Origin of the sequence: Paraburkholderia phenoliruptrix (genome assembly GCF_019511605.1) — a bacterium.
Taxonomy (GTDB): Bacteria; Pseudomonadota; Gammaproteobacteria; order Burkholderiales; family Burkholderiaceae; genus Paraburkholderia; species Paraburkholderia phenoliruptrix_A.
The window spans coordinates 128,597-147,009 of sequence record NZ_JAEUAV010000003.1 but is presented as its reverse complement, the minus strand read 5'-3'; the positions used below and the strand labels follow the sequence as shown (position 1 = coordinate 147,009).

Here is an 18,413-nt window from a genome sequence, read left to right as displayed (position 1 = left end):
TGGGGAAGAGAGCATTACTTTCTGCGGTCGCGGCTGATGTAGATCGCGAGCAGAATGATTCCGCCCTTGATCACGTTCTGCACATACGGATTCACGCCGACCATGTTCAGCCCGTTGTTCAATACGCCGAGCAGCAGCGCGCCGATCAGCGTGCCGACAATGGAGCCGCGTCCGCCGGAGATCGAGGTGCCGCCCATCACGACGGCGGCAATGGCATCGAGTTCGAACCCCACGCCGGCGTTGGGCTGCCCGCTCATCAAACGCGCCGTCAGAACGATTGCCGCGAAAGAGGACGTCAGCCCGGCGATGGTGTAGACGATCAGCTTGACCCGCGCCACGCGCACGCCGGACAGACGCGTCGCCTGTTCATTGCCGCCGATCGCATACACGTAGCGGCCAAACGGCATGCGCTCGAGCAGCACCCACGCGATCACGTAGATCACCGCCATGATCACGACCGGCGCCTGAATGCCGAGAATCTTGCCGCTGCCGAAAAAGCTGACCCATTCGGGCAAGCCGTCGATCGGATAGCCGCCGGTGTAGATGAGCGCGAGGCCGCGGGCAATGCCCATCGTTGCAAGCGTCACGATGATCGGCGGCATGCCGGCAAAGGCAACGAAGAAGCCATTCGCCGCGCCGAAGCCGAGACCTACTGCGACGCCTATCGCCAACGCGGCAAGCGCATTCATGCCGGCCACCATCAGACCGGCGGCGAGCGTGCCCGCGAGCGCCATCACCGAGCCTACGGAGAGGTCGATGCCACCTGTGAGAATCACGCAGGTCATGCCGACCGCGATGATCGCGTTGATCGACACCTGGCGCAGCACGTTTTCAATGTTTGCAGCCGAGAGGAAACTGTCGCTTGCAAACACCATCACGATGCAAACCACGAGCAGGCCGATAAACGGATAGAAGAGCGTGGAGCGCTTTAGCGCGGCCCACGTGAAGCGCACCGGTGCGCCCGGCGTATTGCCGCTGATAGTCGACGTTTTCGGCGACGAAGAAGGATTAGGCGTGTTCATGCAAAGCTCCACGAGTGCCGGCGGTTGCATAGGTCATGACGGCGTTCGAGTCGATCTGATCGCCTTCGAGCAGCGCTTCGATGCGGCCTTGCCGGAACACGGCGACGCGGTCGCACATGCCGACAATCTCAGGCAGCTCCGACGAAATCATGATGATCGAATAGCCGCGCGCGGTGAGTTCGCGCATCAGCAGATAGATTTCCGACTTCGCGCCGACGTCGATGCCGCGCGTCGGTTCGTCGAAGATCAGGATGTTGGTGTGATGGTTCAGCCAGCGGGCGATCACCACTTTCTGCTGGTTGCCGCCTGACAGCGTCGCCACCTCGGTGTGCATGGTCGGCGCCTTCACGCCCACGCGCTTCATGATGTCGGCGGTGGCCCGCGCTTCGCTGCGCTGGTCGATGAAAAACCGCAACGAGCGATACTTGCCGAGATTGTTGATCGAAATGTTCTGCTTGATCGAGAAGTCCGTAATCAGCCCTTCGGTCTTGCGGCTTTCCGGAAGAATGCCCACGCCCGCGCGCAACGCGTCGGCGGGGTCCGACAGTTTCGCGGCCTCGCCGTTGATGCGAATGTCCTTCGCATAGGCGGGGTCCGCGCCTATCACCGCGAGCGCGGTCTCGGTGCGCCCCGATCCGACCAGTCCGGCAAAGCCCAGAATCTCGCCTTCGCGCAGCGTGAATTGCAGCACCGGGCCGTCTTTCAGCAATTGCAGCTTCTGCACGTCCAGCACGATCTTTGCGTCCGCGCGCAAAGCCGGCTTGGGCGGAAAGCTGTTCTCGATGCGGCGTCCCACCATCATTTCGACAAGACGGCTCACGTCCGACTGCGCGACTTCGGTCATGCCCACATACTGACCGTCGCGCAATACCGTGATGCGGTCGCACACCTCGAAAATTTCTTCGAGGTGGTGCGAGATGAAGATCATCGCGACGCCCTGCTGCTTCAGCTCCCGCATGATCGCGAACAGATGCTCGGCTTCGGCGGGCGTGAGCGTGGCGGTCGGTTCGTCGAGAATCAGAATGCGCGCTTCGAGCGAGAGCGCCTTGCCGATTTCGACAAACTGCTGCTGCGCAACGGAGAGTTCGCGAATCGGCACGGACAGGTCGATCGACACGCCGAGCCGCGCGAAAATTTCCGCTGCCGCGCGCCGCATCTTGCCGCGCTCGAGCAGACCGAGACCATTCTTCATTTCGCGGCCGAGAAACATGTTCTCCACCGCGTTCAGGTACGGAATCAGGCTGAATTCCTGAAACACGATGCCGACGCCGGCCGCCACCGCGTCGTGATAGTTCGCGAAGTGGCGCGCCGTGCCTTCAATCGTGATCGTGCCTTCGTCCGGCTGATAGATGCCGCACAGAATCTTCATCAGCGTCGATTTGCCCGCGCCGTTTTCGCCGAGCAGCGCGTGAATCTCGCCGCGCGCAATATCCAGATGAATGCCTTGCAACGCCTTCACGCCGGGAAAACTTTTGCTGATGTTCTCGAGCTTGAGTATCGTGTCCATCGGGTGCTCCATCGCTGCCCGCCGCCATGCCGGCGACCATGAAATTGCCGCACGCCACAGCGGCGGGCCTTCGGCTTACCAGCTAAAACCCTTCGCGTTGCTGCGGTCGATCATCTTCACGTCGACGGGAATTGCCTTCGGCACATTGGCGCCCCACTTCTTCGCGTACGCGATGCCGAGCGCAATGCGTACCTGGTCAGCAGGAAACTGCGCGGACGTCTCGACGAATTTCGAATTCGGCTTCTGGATCGCGGCAATCGCTTCGGGCGCGCCGTCGACGCTCGTCAGCTTGATGTCCTTGCCGGAGGACTCGATAGCGGACAGCGCACCCATCGAGCCGCCGTCATTCACGCTGAAAATGCCCTTCAGGTTCGGATGTGCCTGGATCATGTTTTCGGTCACGGAAAGCGCGGTCGCGCGTTCCTGCTTGCCGTTTTGCGTATCCACGAGCTTCACGTTCGGCGACTTCGCGAGCGCCGCTTTGCAGCCGCGCACGCGTTCGAGAATCGGCACTACCGGAATGCCGTCGAGAATGGCGACTTCGCCGCTGCCGCCAATCGACTTCGCCAGGTACTCGCAGGCCATCTGTCCCGCGTCGAAGTTCTTCGAGCCCACGAAAGAATCGACCGGTCCGTTCGCGTTCGCGTCCACGGCGACCACCACCACGCCCGCTTTTTTCGCCGACGTCACAGCCGACTGAATGCCCGTGGAATCGGTCGGGTTCACGAGCAGGATGTCGATCTTCTTCTGCAGCATGTCCTCCACGTCGCTCACCTGCTTGCTCACGTCGTGATGCGCGTCGGTCACGACCACCGTTGCGCCGGTCGATGCAGCCGCTTCGTTCAGCGCCTTCTGCATCGTCACGAAGTAGGGGTTGTTGAGCTCCTGAAACGTCATGCCGATCTTCAGCGGCGCGGCGTGCGCGGCCGGCGCGGCGATGAACGAAAGGCTCAATGCGAGGCTCGCGAACAGAGCGCCGCGCCGCGCGAAGTGAGTCGACGATGCCTGCTTGATGGTGGTTTGCGTCATGGTTGTCTCCGTTTTTGAAGTGAGCACGTCCCTCGCGCTGTCGTCGGACAGCGCGATGCGTGTTGAACGTGGTGAAGCAAAGTGCCTTGCTGAAAAAGCCCGGCGGTGGACCAGGCGGCTACCAGCCTGGCGCCAGGTTGGTGCCAGGTTGGCGCTAGGTTGGTGGATAGGCAGCCGCCGCGGGACGCGGCAAACCTGGCGCGAGCACGATGGCGGGCGCGTCGTCGATGCCCCTGCCGCGCGCCGCGGCTTCCTCCGACGCTTCGCGGCTTGCGTCGTTCAGTTGCTGATAGCGGCGAAACCTGGAAGGCGCCATGCCCTTCACCGCGAGAAATTGCCGGTTGAAATTCGACAGGTTGTTAAAGCCCGCCTTGAAGCAGATATCGGTCACGCTCAGTTCGCTGTCGGTCAGCAACTGGCACGCGAGATTGATCCGCATGCGATTCACGTACTGCACGAACGGCAAGCCCGTGTGCCGGCGAAAATAGCGGGAAAACGCGCTCACGCTCTGGCCGGCAAGTTGCGCAAGATCCGATTCGCGCAACTCGTTCGCGAGGTTCTTGCCGATATACGAGAGCACGTGGTTGATGCGCGTCGCCGCGAAACCCGTGGGGTCGGCCTGATAAGCGGGGCTCGCAAGCGTCTCGCGGTCTTCGGCGCTCATCAGGATTTCCAGCATCGACATGAACAGCACCAGACGGCGCAGTCCGCGCGCGTTCAGCAGTTCGAGGAAGAGCGGCTGGATCGCGGCACTCGTGCGCGCGCCGAACGACACGCCGCGGCGCGAATCGGCAAGCAGCGCCTCGACCTGGCGCCATTCGGGAAAGCTCTCGAGACAGCTCGACACGAATTCCTGGCCGAACTGCACGACCAGATTGCGCTGCGCGATGCTCTCGCCTTCGGGCACGTCGCTTACCCAGTTGTGCGGCAGGTTGGGCCCCATCAACACCAGATTGCCGGGCGCAAAGCTGCTGATGTGATCGCCGACGAACATCTTGCCCGTGGTCGCCACGATCAGATGGATCTCGTATTCAGGATGAAAGTGCCAGCGTACCGTGCGATACGGATAGCCGTGCGACCACACTTTGAACGACTCGTCGCGGCGTACTGCCACGATCTCCAGATCGGGTTGCACTGTCTGCCTCCATGAAGCGGCCCGTGAACGTGTCCGCTTGTCTTCGTCTTGTAGAGCGAAAAGTAGCCTTCAAACGCGCGAGCCACCACTAAAAATGAGACCGCGGACCGATACTTTTTTGCATTCGGGTAAGCCCCGAGCCGCGCGGGCTCAAGAATGATGCATTGCAAAACGCGTGTGAAAGCGTGCCGCAAGGCGGGCGGACGCGCGGTTTGACGCCGCCCGCTCGCCGCGCGCCGCCGCGCCGCGCCACGAAAACATCGCGCGCTCGCCTTGACTTTCGTTTCGGCGGGTACGATCATTCGCCCACATGCAGAGCAAATGCTCTCACCGAAAAGAAACGCGCGCGACAGGCGGCGCAACAGCTGAGACAGATGGAGACGCACATGAGCAGCGGGCAAGGCAGCGGCGAGGCCGCACACGTGATCCTGCATATCGGCGCGGGATCGTTTCATCGCGCGCATCAGGCGTGGTATCTGCACAGGTTGAACGAAGCGAAGCTGCCGGGCGAGCCGCACTGGTCGCTGACCGTCGGCAATATCCGCAGCGACATGAACGCGGTGCTCGAAGCGCTGGCCGCGCAAGACGGCGTCTATACGCTCGAGACCGTTACGCCGCAAGGCGAGCGCGCCTATGAGACGATCCGCTCGATTGAACGCGTGGTGCCGTGGACCGAAAGCCTCGACGCGTTGATCGAGGCCGGCGCCGATCCGGCCTGCAAGATCATCTCGTTTACGGTCACGGAAGGCGGCTACTACCTCGACGAGCACGACCAGCTCGACAGCGCCAACCCCGATCTTGCGGCGGACCTCAAAGGCGGACACACGACCATCTATGGCGCGCTCGCGGCGATTCTCGACGCGCGCATGAAAGCCGGTGCGGGTCCGCTCACGCTGCAGACCTGCGACAACCTGCGCCGCAACGGCGAGCGTTTTCATGCAGGCATGAGCGCGTTTCTCGAATTGCGCGGCGAGGCAGAGCTCGCGCAATGGTTCGAGCGCAACACCGCGTGCCCGAGTTCAATGGTCGACCGCATCACGCCGCGCCCGACGCCGGACGTGCGCGAGCGCGTGAAGGCCGCGACGGGTGTGAACGACGCCTGCCCGGTGATGGGCGAAGCATTCATCCAATGGGTGATCGAGGAGCGCTTTATTGCCGGCCGCCCCGCTTGGGAAAAGGTGGGCGCGGAGCTGGTCGAGTCGGTGCTGCCGTACGAAGAAGCGAAGATCCGCATTCTGAACGCCACGCATAGCTGCATTGCATGGGCGGGCACGCTCGTCGGTCTGAACTACATTCACGAAGGCACCCACGACGCGGAGATCCGCCAGTTCGCCTTCGAGTATGTGAGCGAGGACGTGATCCCCTGCCTCACGCCGAGCCCGCTCGACCTCGAACGCTATCGCGATGTGGTGCTCGAGCGCTTCGGCAATCCTTATATCCAGGACACCAACCAGCGCGTGGCCGCCGATGGCTTTTCCAAACTGCCCGGCTTTATCGCACCGACGCTCGCCGAGTGTTTCGAGCGCGGCGTCACGCCCGCGGCCACGGCGATGCTGCCCGCGCTGTTCTTCCGCTTCCTCGACCGCTGGCAGGCGGGCAAGCTGCCCTACGCATATCAGGACGGCGTGATGGACGAGCGCGTCGCGCGCGGCTTTTTCGCGGCACCTGATCCGCTGCAGGCGTTCGCGGCAGACCGGCTGCTGTGGGGCAGCATGGCCGGCACGCAGGAGCTTGAATCGGCATTGGCGGGCGCGCTGGCGCGCGTCGACGTGTGGCTCGCAAAACGCGGCCAGGTGTAAAGCGCAAGCACGTTCCATCGAAGCGCGCGGTGCCAGGCTTAATGCGCATGGCACCGCGCGCCGTGTGCGGCTAAAGTAGCGCATCTCCAACGACGAAGGTTTCGCGCCCATGTATCTCGGCATCGACCTAGGCACGTCCGAAGTGAAAGTCCTGCTGCTCGCCCCCACTGGGCGCGTGATCGGCACCGCTGGCTCACCGTTTACGGTGTCGCGGCCGCATCAGCGCTGGGCCGAGCAGAATCCCGAAGACTGGTGGGCCGGCACGCGAAGCGCGCTCGCCGCCTTGCGCGCGAAGCACCCCGACGAGTTCGCGCAAATTCGCGGCATTGGTCTGTCGGGCCAGATGCACGGCGCCGTGCTGCTGGATGCCGAGAACCGCGTGCTGCGGCCCGCGATTCTGTGGAACGACATGCGCAGCGACAAGGAATGCGCCGAGCTCACCGAACGCGCGCCCGAGCTGCACAGCGTGGCCGGCAACCTGGCCATGCCGGGTTTCACCGCGCCCAAACTGTTATGGGTTGCGCGCCACGAGCCCGGCATCTTTGCGCGCACCGCTTGCGTGCTGCTGCCGAAAGACTACTTGCGTCTGCAACTGACGGGCGGCAAGGTGTCCGATCCATCGGATGCGGCCGGCACGCTCTGGCTCGACGTGGCCAAACGCGACTGGTCCGATTCGCTGCTCGCAGCTTGCAACATGACGCGTGCGCAGATGCCGGGGCTTGCCGAAGGCAGCGCGCCGTCCGGCACGCTGCTGCCGCAACTCGCGCGCGAGCTGGGCTTGAGCGACGGCGTGATCGTCGCGGCCGGCGGCGGCGACAACGCGACGAGCGCAATCGGCATTGGCGCGACGCAGCCGGGCGACGGCTTCGTATCGCTCGGCACCTCGGGCGTGCTGTGCGTGGTCGGCGACAGCTTCAGGCCGAACCCTGCTTCAGCCGTGCATGCGTTCTGCCACGCGATCCCCGACCGCTGGCATCAGATGAGCGTCGTGCTCTCCGCGGCAAGCTGTTTGCGCTGGGTCTGCAAGCTCACGTCGACCGACGAACCCACGCTTCTCGCCGAGATCGAAGCATTGCCCGAAGAGGCGCTCAACACCGCGCCGCTTTTTTTGCCGTATCTGTCCGGTGAACGCACGCCGCACAACGACCCCTACGCGCAGGGCGTTTTCTTCGGCATGAATCACGCGACGGATCGCGCGCTGCTCGGCTATGCAGTGCTCGAAGGCGTAACGCTCGCGCTCACCGACGGCCTCGACGCGTTGCGCGCGGCCGGCACCGAAGCCAAAGCGTTGTCGCTGCTGGGCGGCGGCGCGCGCAGCGACTACTGGGCGCAACTGCTCGCTGACGCGCTGGACACCGCGACGCGCAAGCACGGCGGCGGCGAGACCGGCGCGGCGCTTGGCGCGGCCCGTCTCGGCTGGCTCGCGGCCGGCGGCGATCCGGCGACCGTGCTCACCAAGCCGCCGATCGAGAAAGAGTTCACGCCGAATCCGTGCCGGCATGCGCAACTACGTGCGCGGCTCGACGCCTATCGCGCGCTGTACCGCCACGTGCGACCGCTCTTCGATCCCGCGCGCGAACGGCTCGCCTGAGCGCACGGCAACGCGGGGCGTAGCCGGCGGGCCCGATATGCACCGACATGCATCGACATACAGGCGCCGGCTGCGCTAGCCGGCGCTCTTCAAGCGGATCGTCACCGTGCCCAAGTCAACAGAAAAACTAGACCTTGCTACTCGCGCCGCGTGGCTTTACTACGTCGCGGGCAATACGCAGAACGAGATAGCCGAAAAGTTGCAGGTATCGCGCCCGGTCGCGCAGCGGCTCGTTGCGTTCGCGGTGGAAAAGAACCTGATTCGCGTGCGCGTCGATCATCAACTGGCCGACTGTCTTTCGCTTGCCGATCAGTTGTCCAAACGCTATGGGCTTTCGATGTGCGAAGTGGTGCCCATCGACAGCGACACGCCCGAGGAAGTCGACCGCAAGCTTGCCGTGGCGGGCGCACAGGTCATGGAGCGCTACCTCGCGCAAGACAAACCGATGGTGGTCGCCGTCAGCAGCGGCCGGACGCTCAAAGCCGCGGTCGATCAGATCGCGCAACTGGACCGTCCGCAGCACCGGCTGGTATCCATGGTGGGCGCGATCGCTCAGGACGGCTCATCGAACCGCTACGACGTCGCGCTGCATATTTCGGAGAAGACAGGCGGCAAGCATTTCCTGCTGCCCGCTCCGCTCATTGCCGATAGCGAGGCGGAACGCGCGCAGTGGTGCAATCACCGGCTCTACCGGATTGTCGAATCGTTGTCGGCGGAGGCGGATGTCGCGTTTGTCGGCATCGGCAACATCGGCCCAAAATGCCCGCTGCACGAAGACGGCTTCATCACGTCGGCTGAAGTAAAGGAGCTGATGCACAGCGGCGCGGTGGCGGAGATGCTCGGCCTGCCGATCGATGCGGCCGGCGCGCGCGTCGAATCGCCCACAGGCCGGCGCGTGACGAGCCTTTCGATCGACTCGCCGCCGCGGCGGCCCACCATCGGCTTCGCAGGCGGCAAGCGCAAACGCGAAGCGCTGATCGCGGTGCTCAAGGGCGGCTGGCTCTCGGGGCTCGTGACCGACGAGTTGTGCGCGCGCGCGGCGCTGGACGCATAAACCGCCAAACCGCCCGGCTGCGCACTTCATATGAAAAAGGCAGAAAGGCATTCCTTCCTGCCTCTACGGACTCAAGCCGCCAGCACCTCGACGATCTTGCGCTGAAAAGCCTTTCCTTCGCTGTCGAACAGATGGCAATGCTCCGGCGTCGCGCCGAGCTTCTGCGTGTCGCCCTTCGCATGACGTTCGAGCGGCGGAATGCGCGCGATCAGACCGTCCGGCGCCACGCTCGACTCCGCATACAGATACGCGGCGTCGCCGAGCGATTCGACGGCCATCGTGCGGGCCGACACGCCGTCTTCCGTCATGCCCACGTGCAGATGCTCAGGGCGAATTCCCACCGTCACCTTGTCGCCCTGCTTGACCGAGCCTGGCTCGACCGCAACGCGCTGGGTCTCGCCGGTTTCATAGCGCACGGTCACGCCGTCGTGCGTGACGGACTGCACGACGCCTTCCATGAAGTTCATTTTCGGCGAACCAATGAAGCCCGCCACGAAGCGGTTGGCGGGTGCGTGATACAGCATGGTCGGACTGCCGACCTGTTCGAGATTGCCCGCCGACAGCACGACGATCTTGTCCGCGAGCGTCATTGCTTCGACCTGATCGTGCGTCACGTAGATCATGGTGGTCTTCAGCTCGTCATGCAGACGCGCGAACTCCAGGCGCATTTTCACGCGCAGCGCGGCGTCGAGATTCGACAGCGGCTCGTCGAACAGAAACACCTTGGGCTTGCGCGTGATCGCACGGCCGATTGCGACGCGCTGGCGCTGGCCGCCCGAAAGCTGCTTGGGCTTGCGATCGAGCAGATGATCGATATGCAGGATCTTCGCGGCATTGCGCACGGCCGCGTCGATCTCCGGTTTTTTCGTGCCGGCGAGCTTGAGGCCGAACGCCATGTTGTCGTACAGCGTCATGTGCGGATACAGCGCGTACGACTGGAACACCATCGCGATGCCGCGCTTGGCCGGCGGCACGTCGTTCATGCGCGCACCGTCGATGCTGAGGTCGCCGCCGCTGATGTCCTCGAGGCCCGCGATCATCCGCATCAGGGTCGATTTACCGCAACCGCTCGGGCCGACGAAAACGACGAACTCGCCGTCCGCGATGTCGAGGTTGATGTCGCGCATCACCTCGGTGTCGTCGTAGGCCTTGCGGATGTTGCGCAGAGTTACGCTTGCCATGATGTGTCTCCGTGTAATGCCTGGGTGTTGCTTTGTCTGTATCTGAAACCGCTTGGGTCGGATGCCTGCGCTGCTTGCGGCTTTTGCGCGCTTTGCCGGTTCAAGGCGCCGGGGCAGTTGCGCTCAGCGTCCATTGCGCAACTAGCTCCGGCAACTGAAGCATGTCGTCGAAAACATGCCGCGCGCCGGCTGCATGCAGCTTGTCTATCTGCGCGTCGCTCGCATGGCCGCCGCCGATGAAACCCAGCACCGTCATGCCGGCCGCGCTTGCCGCGCTCACGCCGGTCACGCTGTCCTCCACGACGAGGCACGCCGACGGCGCGAAGCCCAAACCTTGCGCGGCCGCCAGATAAACGTCGGGCGCGGGCTTCGGATTGGGCACGCTGTCGGCGCAGAACAAACGGTCGCCAAAGAACCTGACGAGGCCCGTGCGTGCAAGAACCGTCTCCACGTACGGCCGGAAACTGTTGCTCGCGCATCCTTTGACGAGCGGCACCTGGGCCAGCGCCTGCTCGATGCCTTGCACCGCCGGCGCCTGCATCGCGGCGGCTTCGACCGAACGCCGGATCGCGTCGATGTCTTCGAGGCCGAGGCTCTTGCCGAGCTGCATCGCCGTGCCCTCCAGCACTCTTTCTATGCGCAGGCCGAGCAGCGGCAACACCACCGGTTCGACGTCCGCGCCGGGCCAGCGCGCCTCCAGTTCCCGCACGAGCATGCGTGCAGCCACTGCTTCGCTGTCGATGAGCACGCCGTCGCAATCGCAGATCAGCGCGAGGTTTCCTGCACTCGTGCCTGCCGTCATTTGACCGCCCCGAACGTGAGGCCGCGGACCAGTTGCTTCTGCGACAGCCAGCCGACAATCAGAATCGGCGCCACCGCAAGCAGCGAAGCGGCGGACAGCTTGGCCCAGAACAGCCCCTCGGGACTCGAGTACGACGCGATGAACACCGTGAGCGGCGCGGCGTTCGAGCTGGACAGATTGATGCTCCAGAACGCTTCGTTCCACGACAGAATGACGAGCAGCAGTGCGGTGGAAGCGAGCCCCGGCAGCGCCATCGGCATCAGCAGATAGACGATTTCCTGCCACGTTGCCGCGCCGTCGATTCGCCCCGCTTCTAGAATGTCGCGCGGAATCTCAGCGAAGTAGGTGAACGACATCCACACGGCAATCGGCAGATTGATCAGCGTGTAGACAATCACGAGACCCGATACGGTGTCGAGCAGGCCGCTGTTCTTCCACAGCAGATAGATCGGCACCAGCACGCCGACGGAGGGCATCATCTTGGTCGACAGCATCCACAGCAGCACTTTTTGCGTGCGGCGAGTGGGGAAAAACGCCATCGCGTAGGCGGCGGGCACGGCCAGAAGCAGGCACAGCACCGTCACGCCGACCGAGATCAAAATCGAATTCCACGCAAACGAAAAGTAGCTGCTGCGCGCGAACACCTCGCGGAAACTGTCGAACGTCGGCGTGAAGAAAAGCGATGACGAATACGCCTGCTGCTCGGTCTTGAATGCGGTGATCGTCATCCAGAAGATCGGGAAGAACAGCAGCAGCGCGACGAGCCATGCAATCACGCCGGGAATCGCGCGGCGGATTGCGTTGAACGGCGACTTTGCCGGCACGGTGACGGGCGTCGCGCTCGACGCCGGAGTAGAGGCAACGTGGCTCATTTTTCGTACTCCCCTTTCAGGTTCTTCGCGAGCATCCGCACAAGGAAGAACGACACGATATTGGCCAGCACGACAGCGAGAATGCCGCCCGCCGACGCAAGACCCACGTCGAACTGTTGCAGACCGAGCGAATAGATCAGATACGAGAGGTTGGTGGTCGCGGTGCCTGGGCCGCCGCCCGTCGTCGTATAGATTTCGGCGAAGATGGACAGCAGGAAAATCGTCTCCATCATCACGACCACGGCGATCGCGCGCTTCAAATGCGGCAGCGTGATGTAGAAGAACATCGCAAACGGCCCGGCGCCGTCAATGCGCGCCGCTTCCTTCTGCTCCTGATCGAGCGACTGGATCGCCGTGAACAGAATCAGGAACGCGAACGGCAGCCATTGCCACGCGACGATCATGATGACCGCCGTCAACGGATACTCGGCGAACCAGTCGATCGGCTGCAGGCCGATTGCGCGCATGCCCTGCGCGATCAGCCCATACACCGGATGCAGAATCATGTTCTTCCAGATGAGCGCGCTCACCGTGGGCATGACGAAGAACGGCGCGATGGCGAGCAGACGCGCCACGCCCTGGCCGTAGAACTTGCGGTCGAACAGAATCGCCATCAGCACGCCGCCTACCACGGTGATCACGAGCACCGAGACGATCAACTGCAGCGTGTGACCAATCGACGGGCCGAACGACGGGTCGCCGGCCAGAAACTGGTAGTTGTCAAAACCCGCAAAGCCCTTCAGATCGGGATTAAGCAGGTTGTAACGCGAGAACGAAAACCAGATTGTCATCGCAAGCGGAATCGTCATCCATAGCACCAGGACGGCGACGGACGGCGACACGAGCCAGCGCGCCGAATTGGCTTTGCGGACTTCGCGTTCCTTTTCTGTTTGAGGATGGGCATGCATGAGAGGCAGGCGCAGAGGACGCATGATTGACCACCTGTTCGATAATGCGCGGGCGGCACGAACCGCGGGGAGCCGTGTCGTTGCGACTACGAGCAACGACGGCATGGCGGCATGGGCGCGGCCGTGACAGCCCGCTGTACTGCGTGAGCCGGCTGACGGGCGCCAGCCGGCGTGTGCCACGCGACTTCAGTGGCGAGATTCGCGCGCTAGCGCGGGATCATTTCTGGTAGCCGGCCTGCTTGACCGCGCGATCCGCGGTAGCCTGGCCCGCTGCGAGCGCCTGGTCCACCGTCATCTGACCGGCAATCGCACCGGAAATGCTCTGTCCGACCACCGTGCCGAACGACTGGAACTCAGGAATCCCAACGAACTGCACACCTGTGTACGGCACGGGCTTCAAGGTCGGATGATCCGGGTCGGCCGATTCGATTGCCTTCAGCACGAAGTCGCCGAACGGTGCAGCCTGCTTGTACTCGGCGCGCGCGTAAGTGGATTGACGCGTGCCCGGCGGCACCGATGCCCAGCCTTCGTCCTTCGCGACCAGTTCAATGTACTGCTTGGAAGTCGCCCACGTAATGAACTTCTTCGCCGCGTCGGCCTGTTTCGACGACTTCGGAATGGCCAGCGCCCACGCCCACAGCCAGTGCGAGCCCTTCGGCGTGACGGCGACCGGCGCGGCTGCAAAGCCGACCTTGTCCGCGATCTGCGATTGCTGCTTGTTGTACAGCATGCCGGCTGCCACGGTCGCGTCGATCCACATCGCGCACTTGCCCGAGGACATCAGCGTGAGGTTTTCATTGAAGCCGTTCGAACTCGCTCCCGGCGGCCCGTTCTTTTTCAGCAGATCGACATAGAACGTGATGGCCTTTTTCCACTCCGGCGAAGTGAGCTGCGCATGCCATTTTTCGTCGAACCAGCGGCCGCCGAAGGTGTTCACGACCGTCGTGCCGTAAGCCATGTTCTCGCCCCAGCCCGCCTTGCCGCGCAGGCAGATGCCGTACACGCCGTTGGCCTTGTCGGTGAGCTTGTCGGCGAATTGCGCGATCTGGTCGTAAGTGGGCTGATCCGGCATTTTCAGGCCCTTGGCCGCGAACAGGTCCTTGCGGTAATACGTCATGGAGCTTTCGACGTAAAACGGCAGCGCGTACAGCTGGCCGCCGGCCGAGAGGCCGTCGCGCGCGGTCTTGACGACGTCGTTCAGATCGTAGTCCGCGGGCAGGTTCGTGAGCGGCGTGAGCCAGCCGCGCTTGCCCCATTGCGGCGTTTCATAGGCGCCGATGGTCATCACGTCGAACTGGCCGCTGCCGGTCGTAATGTCGGTCGTGGCCCGCTGACGCAGCACGTTTTCCTCGAGAATCACCCAGTTCAGCTTGATGTCCGGATTCGCCTTTTCAAACTCGGGCGAGAGCTTCTTCAACTCGATCATGTCCGGGTTGTTCAGCGTCGCGATGGTCACCGTGGCCGCCGACGCGCTCAGTGCAAAGCAGGCGGCAGCGCCTGCGCTAACCATCTTGAGCGCGGACTTGAGGGCTGGTTTCATGTGTGTTGTCTCCTTTTCTCGTGCGTTATCTGATGCTGCGTTTGTTGTGCGAAGTTGCGCTGAAGAGCCAGCCAGGCGCGCCTCGTTCGCTCAGCTCATCCAGTTGCCGCCGTCGACGTTAAGCGTTTGCGCGGTGATGTAGTCTGCATCCGCCGATGCGAGAAAGAGCGCGGCACCGGTCAGATCCTCCGGCACGCCCATGCGCCCGAGCGGCACCGCTTCGCCGACGAGGCGCTTCTTCTCGCCGAGCGGCCGGTTCTCGTAACGGGCGAAGAGCGCGTCGACCTCCTTCCACATCGGCGTATCGACGACACCCGGCGCAATGCCGTTCACATTGATCTTGTGCGGCGCGAGCGCCAGTGCCGCGGATTGGGTATAGCTGAGCACCGCGGCCTTGGTCGCGCAGTAATGCGACACCAGCGCTTCGCCGCGCCGGCCCGCCTGCGACGACATATTGATGATCTTGCCGCCGCGGCCCTGCTCGACCATCTGTCTTGCAACAGCCTGCATCAGAAAGAACATGCCCTTCACGTTGACCGCGAACAGACGGTCGAACACGTCCCAGGATTCGTCGAGGAGCGGGCGCATGTCGAAGAGCGCCGCATTGTTGAAGAGAATGTCGATGTGGCCGAAACGCTCGACGGTACTCGCCACGATGCGCTCGATGTCCTCGCGGCGCGTGACGTCCGCACTCACGCGCAGCACGCGCTCGCCGTGCGCGGCGCGCAGCGTGTCGCCGAAACTGTCCGCCGGCTTGACGTCGACGAGCACGCATTGCGCGCCTTCGTCCAGATAGCGCCGCGCGACCGCTTCGCCTATGCCGCTTGCCGCGCCCGTCAGAATGGCCACCTTGTCCTGCAATCGTGCCGCCACGCTTCGTCTCCAGTTCATTCCGCTTTTCGACGCGCGGTGAGCGAACGCTCATTGCGCGATCAATTGCTCTGTTTGTGATCGAATGATCGGACACGCACCGGGTCATGTCAAGGCGCTCTGTCAGATTTCGATGGTGCAGCGCGCAACGAGCGCCGCGTTGCCCTCACCTCGGTCATGCGCGCGTACTGACATCGCAACGAGATACGTTATATCATTGCGAACTCGTTTTATGACCCGCTCCCGTTCCGTATGACGCTCGCTGCTCGCGCGTCAGCACCGCCGCACTGCCCGGCGGGTTCCGTGCGCCGGCAGCGAACGCCGCGTCATGTTCGGGATTCGTTCGAACCTCTTGCAGCAGGACACACCATGAAGAAGATCGTCACCATGTTGCTTCCGAAATATGTCGCCGCCGTCACAGCCGCGTTCGCGTTAAGTCATGCAGCTTTCGCTGCCGATGCGAAAATCCCCGTGGTCGCTGCGGAAAACTTCTACGGCGACGTGGTGCAGCAACTCGGTGGCGAGCGCGTCGAGGTCACGAGCATTCTCAGCAATCCCGACCAGGACCCGCATCTGTTCGAGGCAAGCGCGAAGACGGCGCGCGCGTTGCAGCACGCAAGCCTTGTGGTCTACAACGGCGCCGACTACGATCCGTGGATGGCAAAATTGCTGGCGGCGTCGAGCAGCACGCAGGGCGGCAAGCGCAAGACGATCGTCGCGGCCGACCTGACCGGCAGAAAGAGCGGCGACAACCCGCATCTCTGGTACGACCTCGCGACCATGCCGAAGGTGGCGCACGCGGTCACCGAGGCGCTCGTCGCGGCTGACCCGGCGCACAAGTCGGCGTACGATGCGAACCTCGCGAAGTTTCTCGATTCGCTGAAGCCGGTTCAGGCGAAGGTTGCCGAACTGCACGGCCGCTACGCAGGCACGCCGGTGACGGCAACCGAGCCGGTGTTCGGCTATATGTCGGATGCCATCGGGCTCGCCATGCGCAACATGCGCTTCCAGATGGCGGCCATGAACGACACGGAGGCGAGCGCGTCGGACATCGCCGCGTTCGAACGCGATCTGCGCGAACAGCGCGTGCGCGTACTGATCTATAACAGCCAGGCAACCGAGGCCCTGACCAAACGCATGTTGAACCTCGCGCAGCAATCGAAGGTGCCGACCGTGAGCGTCACGGAGACAGAGCCCGCCGGCAACACGTATCAGACGTGGATGCTGTCGCAGCTCGACGCGCTCGGCGCGGCGCTCGCCAAAGGTAACGCCGGCAATGCCGCCCATGCCAACGCATCGGCTGCGGGCGTCAAAGGAACAAGTCAATGACTGTCACTGGCCGCAGCACGCCAGCCACCACCACCACCGCAAGTGAAGCGACGCGCGCGGCAAACCGCGCGCCCGTGCTCGAACTCGATCACGTCACGCTCGAACTGGGCGGCCGCACGATTTTGCGCGATGCCGGCTTCGTCGTGAATCAGGGCGAATTCATCGGCGTACTCGGGCCCAACGGCGCGGGCAAGACCACGCTGATGCGCGCGGTGCTCGGCCTCGTGCCGGCGGCGGGCGGCACGATCCGCGTGCTCGGCCAGGCCGTCGCACGCGGCAATGCGGCGATCGGCTATATGCCGCAAACGCGCAGCGCGCTTGCCGGGCGGCGCGTGCGCGGCCGCGATTTCGTCGCCATGGCGGCCGACGGCCACCGCTGGGGCCTGCCTCACGCGGACGCGAAAACCCGCGCGGACGTCGAGCGCGTGCTGGAACTGGTGGACGGCCGCAAGCTCGCGGAGCGGCCGCTCTCCGAATTATCCGGCGGCGAGCGCCAGCGCCTGCTGCTCGCGCAATGCCTGCTCGGCGCGCCAAAGCTGCTGTTGCTCGACGAGCCGTTGATCAGCCTCGATCCGCATCATCAGAAAAGCGTGGTGGAACTCGTGCGCCGCGTGCAGCAGGAGCTCGGCATTGCGGTGCTGTTCTCGGCGCATGAATTGAATCCGCTTCTGAATTCACTCGATCGCGTGCTGTATCTCGGCAGCGGCGTCGCCGCGCTCGGCACCGTCGACGAAGTCATCACGCGGCCCGTGCTGTCGCGCCTTTACGGTTCGCCGATCGACGTGATGCGCGTGAACGGCCGCATCTTCGTGATGTCGGGTGACGTGGAAGTGGAGAAGCACGATCACGAGCACGAACACGACGAGAGCGGCGGACATTCGCATTCGCACGGCGGCCATGCACACGGCCACATGCACGGCCACTCGCACGAGCACAAGCACCAGCAGCAACCCAACGCACGCGACGGACACAAGCACGATGTTTGAATACGACTTCATGGTGAACGCGTTCGCCGCGTCAGGAATCGTCGCGGTGCTCGCGGGCGTGGTCGGCTATTTTCTGGTGATGCGCGGACAAACCTTCGCGGGCCATGCGCTCTCGCACGTCGGCTTCACCGGCGCGACCGGCGCGGTACTGATCGGCATTTCGCCGATCTGGGGCATGGTCGGCTTCACGCTTGCGGCGGGCATCGGCATGGGCGCGCTCGGCGAGCGCCTCGCCGGGCGGGACGTCGCGATCGGCGTGATTCTTTCGCTGTCGCTGGGCTTCGGCCTGCTGTTTCTGCACTTCTTCACCGCTTATGCGACGCAGGTCACCGCGCTGCTGTTCGGCAACGTGCTGGGCGTGAACGAATCCACGCTCGCGGTACTCTCGAGCCTGGGCGTAGTCAGCCTGCTCGCGCTCGCGGCGATCATGCGGCCTTTGCTGTTCGCTTCGCTGCAGCCCGAACTGGCCGAAGCGAAAGGCGTGTCGTTGCGCCTCGTGTCGGTGCTGTTTCTCGCGATTGCCGCGCTCGCCGTGGCGGCGTGCACGCAGATTGTCGGCGTGCTGCTGGTGTTCACGCTGATGGTCGGCCCTGCCGCCGCCGCGCAAAACCTGACCACGCGACTCTCGGCCGGTCTGGTGCTCGCTGCCGGCCTTGCGCTCCTGCAGGCGTGGCTCGGCGTGACACTCGCGTTCTATACGGATTGGCCGACGAGCTTCTGGATCACCGCGCTCTCGGCGGTGGTATATGGCGCGAGTCTGCTCAAGCGCCGCTGAGCCGCATGGATTC

At 63.8% G+C, this 18,413-nt stretch carries 16 protein-coding genes; 6 read left to right on the top strand and 10 right to left on the bottom strand.

The features are described from left to right. Positions 1-14: 14 nt before the first annotated feature. From JNB89_RS06830 to JNB89_RS06815, 4 genes are all read right to left on the bottom strand, one after another. Positions 15-1,022, bottom strand: a complete 1,008-nt coding sequence (locus tag JNB89_RS06830; protein WP_013340352.1) for an ABC transporter permease — start codon at positions 1,020-1,022, stop codon at positions 15-17. Next, positions 1,009-2,529, bottom strand: coding sequence for a sugar ABC transporter ATP-binding protein (locus JNB89_RS06825; protein ID WP_013340353.1), 1,521 nt, complete (start codon positions 2,527-2,529; stop codon positions 1,009-1,011). Before JNB89_RS06825 ends, JNB89_RS06830 begins: the two co-directional genes overlap by 14 nt. Before the next feature lie 75 nt (positions 2,530-2,604). Continuing rightward, a complete protein-coding gene (locus tag JNB89_RS06820; RefSeq protein WP_220361730.1) occupies positions 2,605-3,558 on the bottom strand; it encodes an ABC transporter substrate-binding protein in 954 nt (317 codons plus the stop codon). Positions 3,559-3,712: 154 nt separating this feature from the next. Further along, positions 3,713-4,693: an AraC family transcriptional regulator gene (locus tag JNB89_RS06815; RefSeq protein WP_135892964.1), complete on the bottom strand. Its 981-nt coding sequence runs from the start codon at positions 4,691-4,693 to the stop codon at positions 3,713-3,715. Positions 4,694-5,079: 386 nt separating this feature from the next. Here JNB89_RS06815 and dalD point away from each other — a divergent pair, with 386 nt between their 5' ends. From dalD to JNB89_RS06800, 3 genes are all read left to right on the top strand, one after another. Further along, the gene (gene dalD, locus JNB89_RS06810; protein ID WP_220361729.1) at positions 5,080-6,492 is read left to right on the top strand and encodes a D-arabinitol 4-dehydrogenase; all 1,413 of its coding nucleotides are present in this window, start codon (positions 5,080-5,082) and stop codon (positions 6,490-6,492) included. Positions 6,493-6,601: 109 nt separating this feature from the next. Then, positions 6,602-8,083, top strand: a complete 1,482-nt coding sequence (gene xylB / locus JNB89_RS06805) for a xylulokinase (protein WP_220361728.1) — start codon at positions 6,602-6,604, stop codon at positions 8,081-8,083. 106 nt (positions 8,084-8,189) lie between these two features. Continuing rightward, entirely contained in the window at positions 8,190-9,137 is a 948-nt protein-coding gene (locus JNB89_RS06800) for a sugar-binding domain-containing protein (RefSeq protein WP_013340358.1), read from the top strand. Positions 9,138-9,208: 71 nt separating this feature from the next. Here the strand turns inward: JNB89_RS06800 and JNB89_RS06795 are convergent, their stop codons facing one another. The 6 genes from JNB89_RS06795 to JNB89_RS06770 form a co-directional block, all read right to left on the bottom strand. Then, positions 9,209-10,318 (bottom strand): ABC transporter ATP-binding protein, encoded by a 1,110-nt coding sequence (locus JNB89_RS06795; protein WP_135892967.1) that lies wholly within the window; start codon positions 10,316-10,318, stop codon positions 9,209-9,211. A gap of 100 nt (positions 10,319-10,418) precedes the next feature. Beyond that, complete coding sequence (locus JNB89_RS06790) at positions 10,419-11,120, bottom strand: HAD family hydrolase (protein ID WP_013340361.1); 702 nt, start codon at positions 11,118-11,120, stop codon at positions 10,419-10,421. Next, positions 11,117-11,992 carry a carbohydrate ABC transporter permease gene (locus JNB89_RS06785; RefSeq protein ID WP_135892969.1) on the bottom strand — a complete coding sequence of 292 codons (876 nt, stop codon included), beginning with the start codon at positions 11,990-11,992 and terminating at the stop codon, positions 11,117-11,119. Before JNB89_RS06785 ends, JNB89_RS06790 begins: the two co-directional genes overlap by 4 nt. Then, entirely contained in the window at positions 11,989-12,924 is a 936-nt protein-coding gene (locus JNB89_RS06780) for a carbohydrate ABC transporter permease (protein WP_013340363.1), read from the bottom strand. The genes JNB89_RS06785 and JNB89_RS06780 overlap by 4 nt, the downstream gene beginning before the upstream one ends. Before the next feature lie 193 nt (positions 12,925-13,117). Continuing rightward, a complete protein-coding gene (locus JNB89_RS06775; RefSeq protein ID WP_135892970.1) occupies positions 13,118-14,440 on the bottom strand; it encodes an ABC transporter substrate-binding protein in 1,323 nt (440 codons plus the stop codon). Positions 14,441-14,530: 90 nt separating this feature from the next. Beyond that, positions 14,531-15,331, bottom strand: a complete 801-nt coding sequence (locus JNB89_RS06770) for an L-iditol 2-dehydrogenase (RefSeq protein WP_220361727.1) — start codon at positions 15,329-15,331, stop codon at positions 14,531-14,533. A gap of 348 nt (positions 15,332-15,679) precedes the next feature. Here JNB89_RS06770 and JNB89_RS06765 point away from each other — a divergent pair, with 348 nt between their 5' ends. The 3 genes from JNB89_RS06765 to JNB89_RS06755 are packed head-to-tail and all read left to right on the top strand — an operon-like array spanning position 15,680 to position 18,400. Further along, positions 15,680-16,639, top strand: a complete 960-nt coding sequence (locus JNB89_RS06765) for a metal ABC transporter solute-binding protein (protein WP_220361726.1) — start codon at positions 15,680-15,682, stop codon at positions 16,637-16,639. Next, entirely contained in the window at positions 16,636-17,625 is a 990-nt protein-coding gene (locus JNB89_RS06760) for an ABC transporter ATP-binding protein (RefSeq protein WP_220361725.1), read from the top strand. The genes JNB89_RS06765 and JNB89_RS06760 overlap by 4 nt, the downstream gene beginning before the upstream one ends. Beyond that, complete coding sequence (locus tag JNB89_RS06755) at positions 17,618-18,400, top strand: metal ABC transporter permease (RefSeq protein WP_220361724.1); 783 nt, start codon at positions 17,618-17,620, stop codon at positions 18,398-18,400. The genes JNB89_RS06760 and JNB89_RS06755 overlap by 8 nt, the downstream gene beginning before the upstream one ends. Positions 18,401-18,413 lie beyond the last annotated feature (13 nt).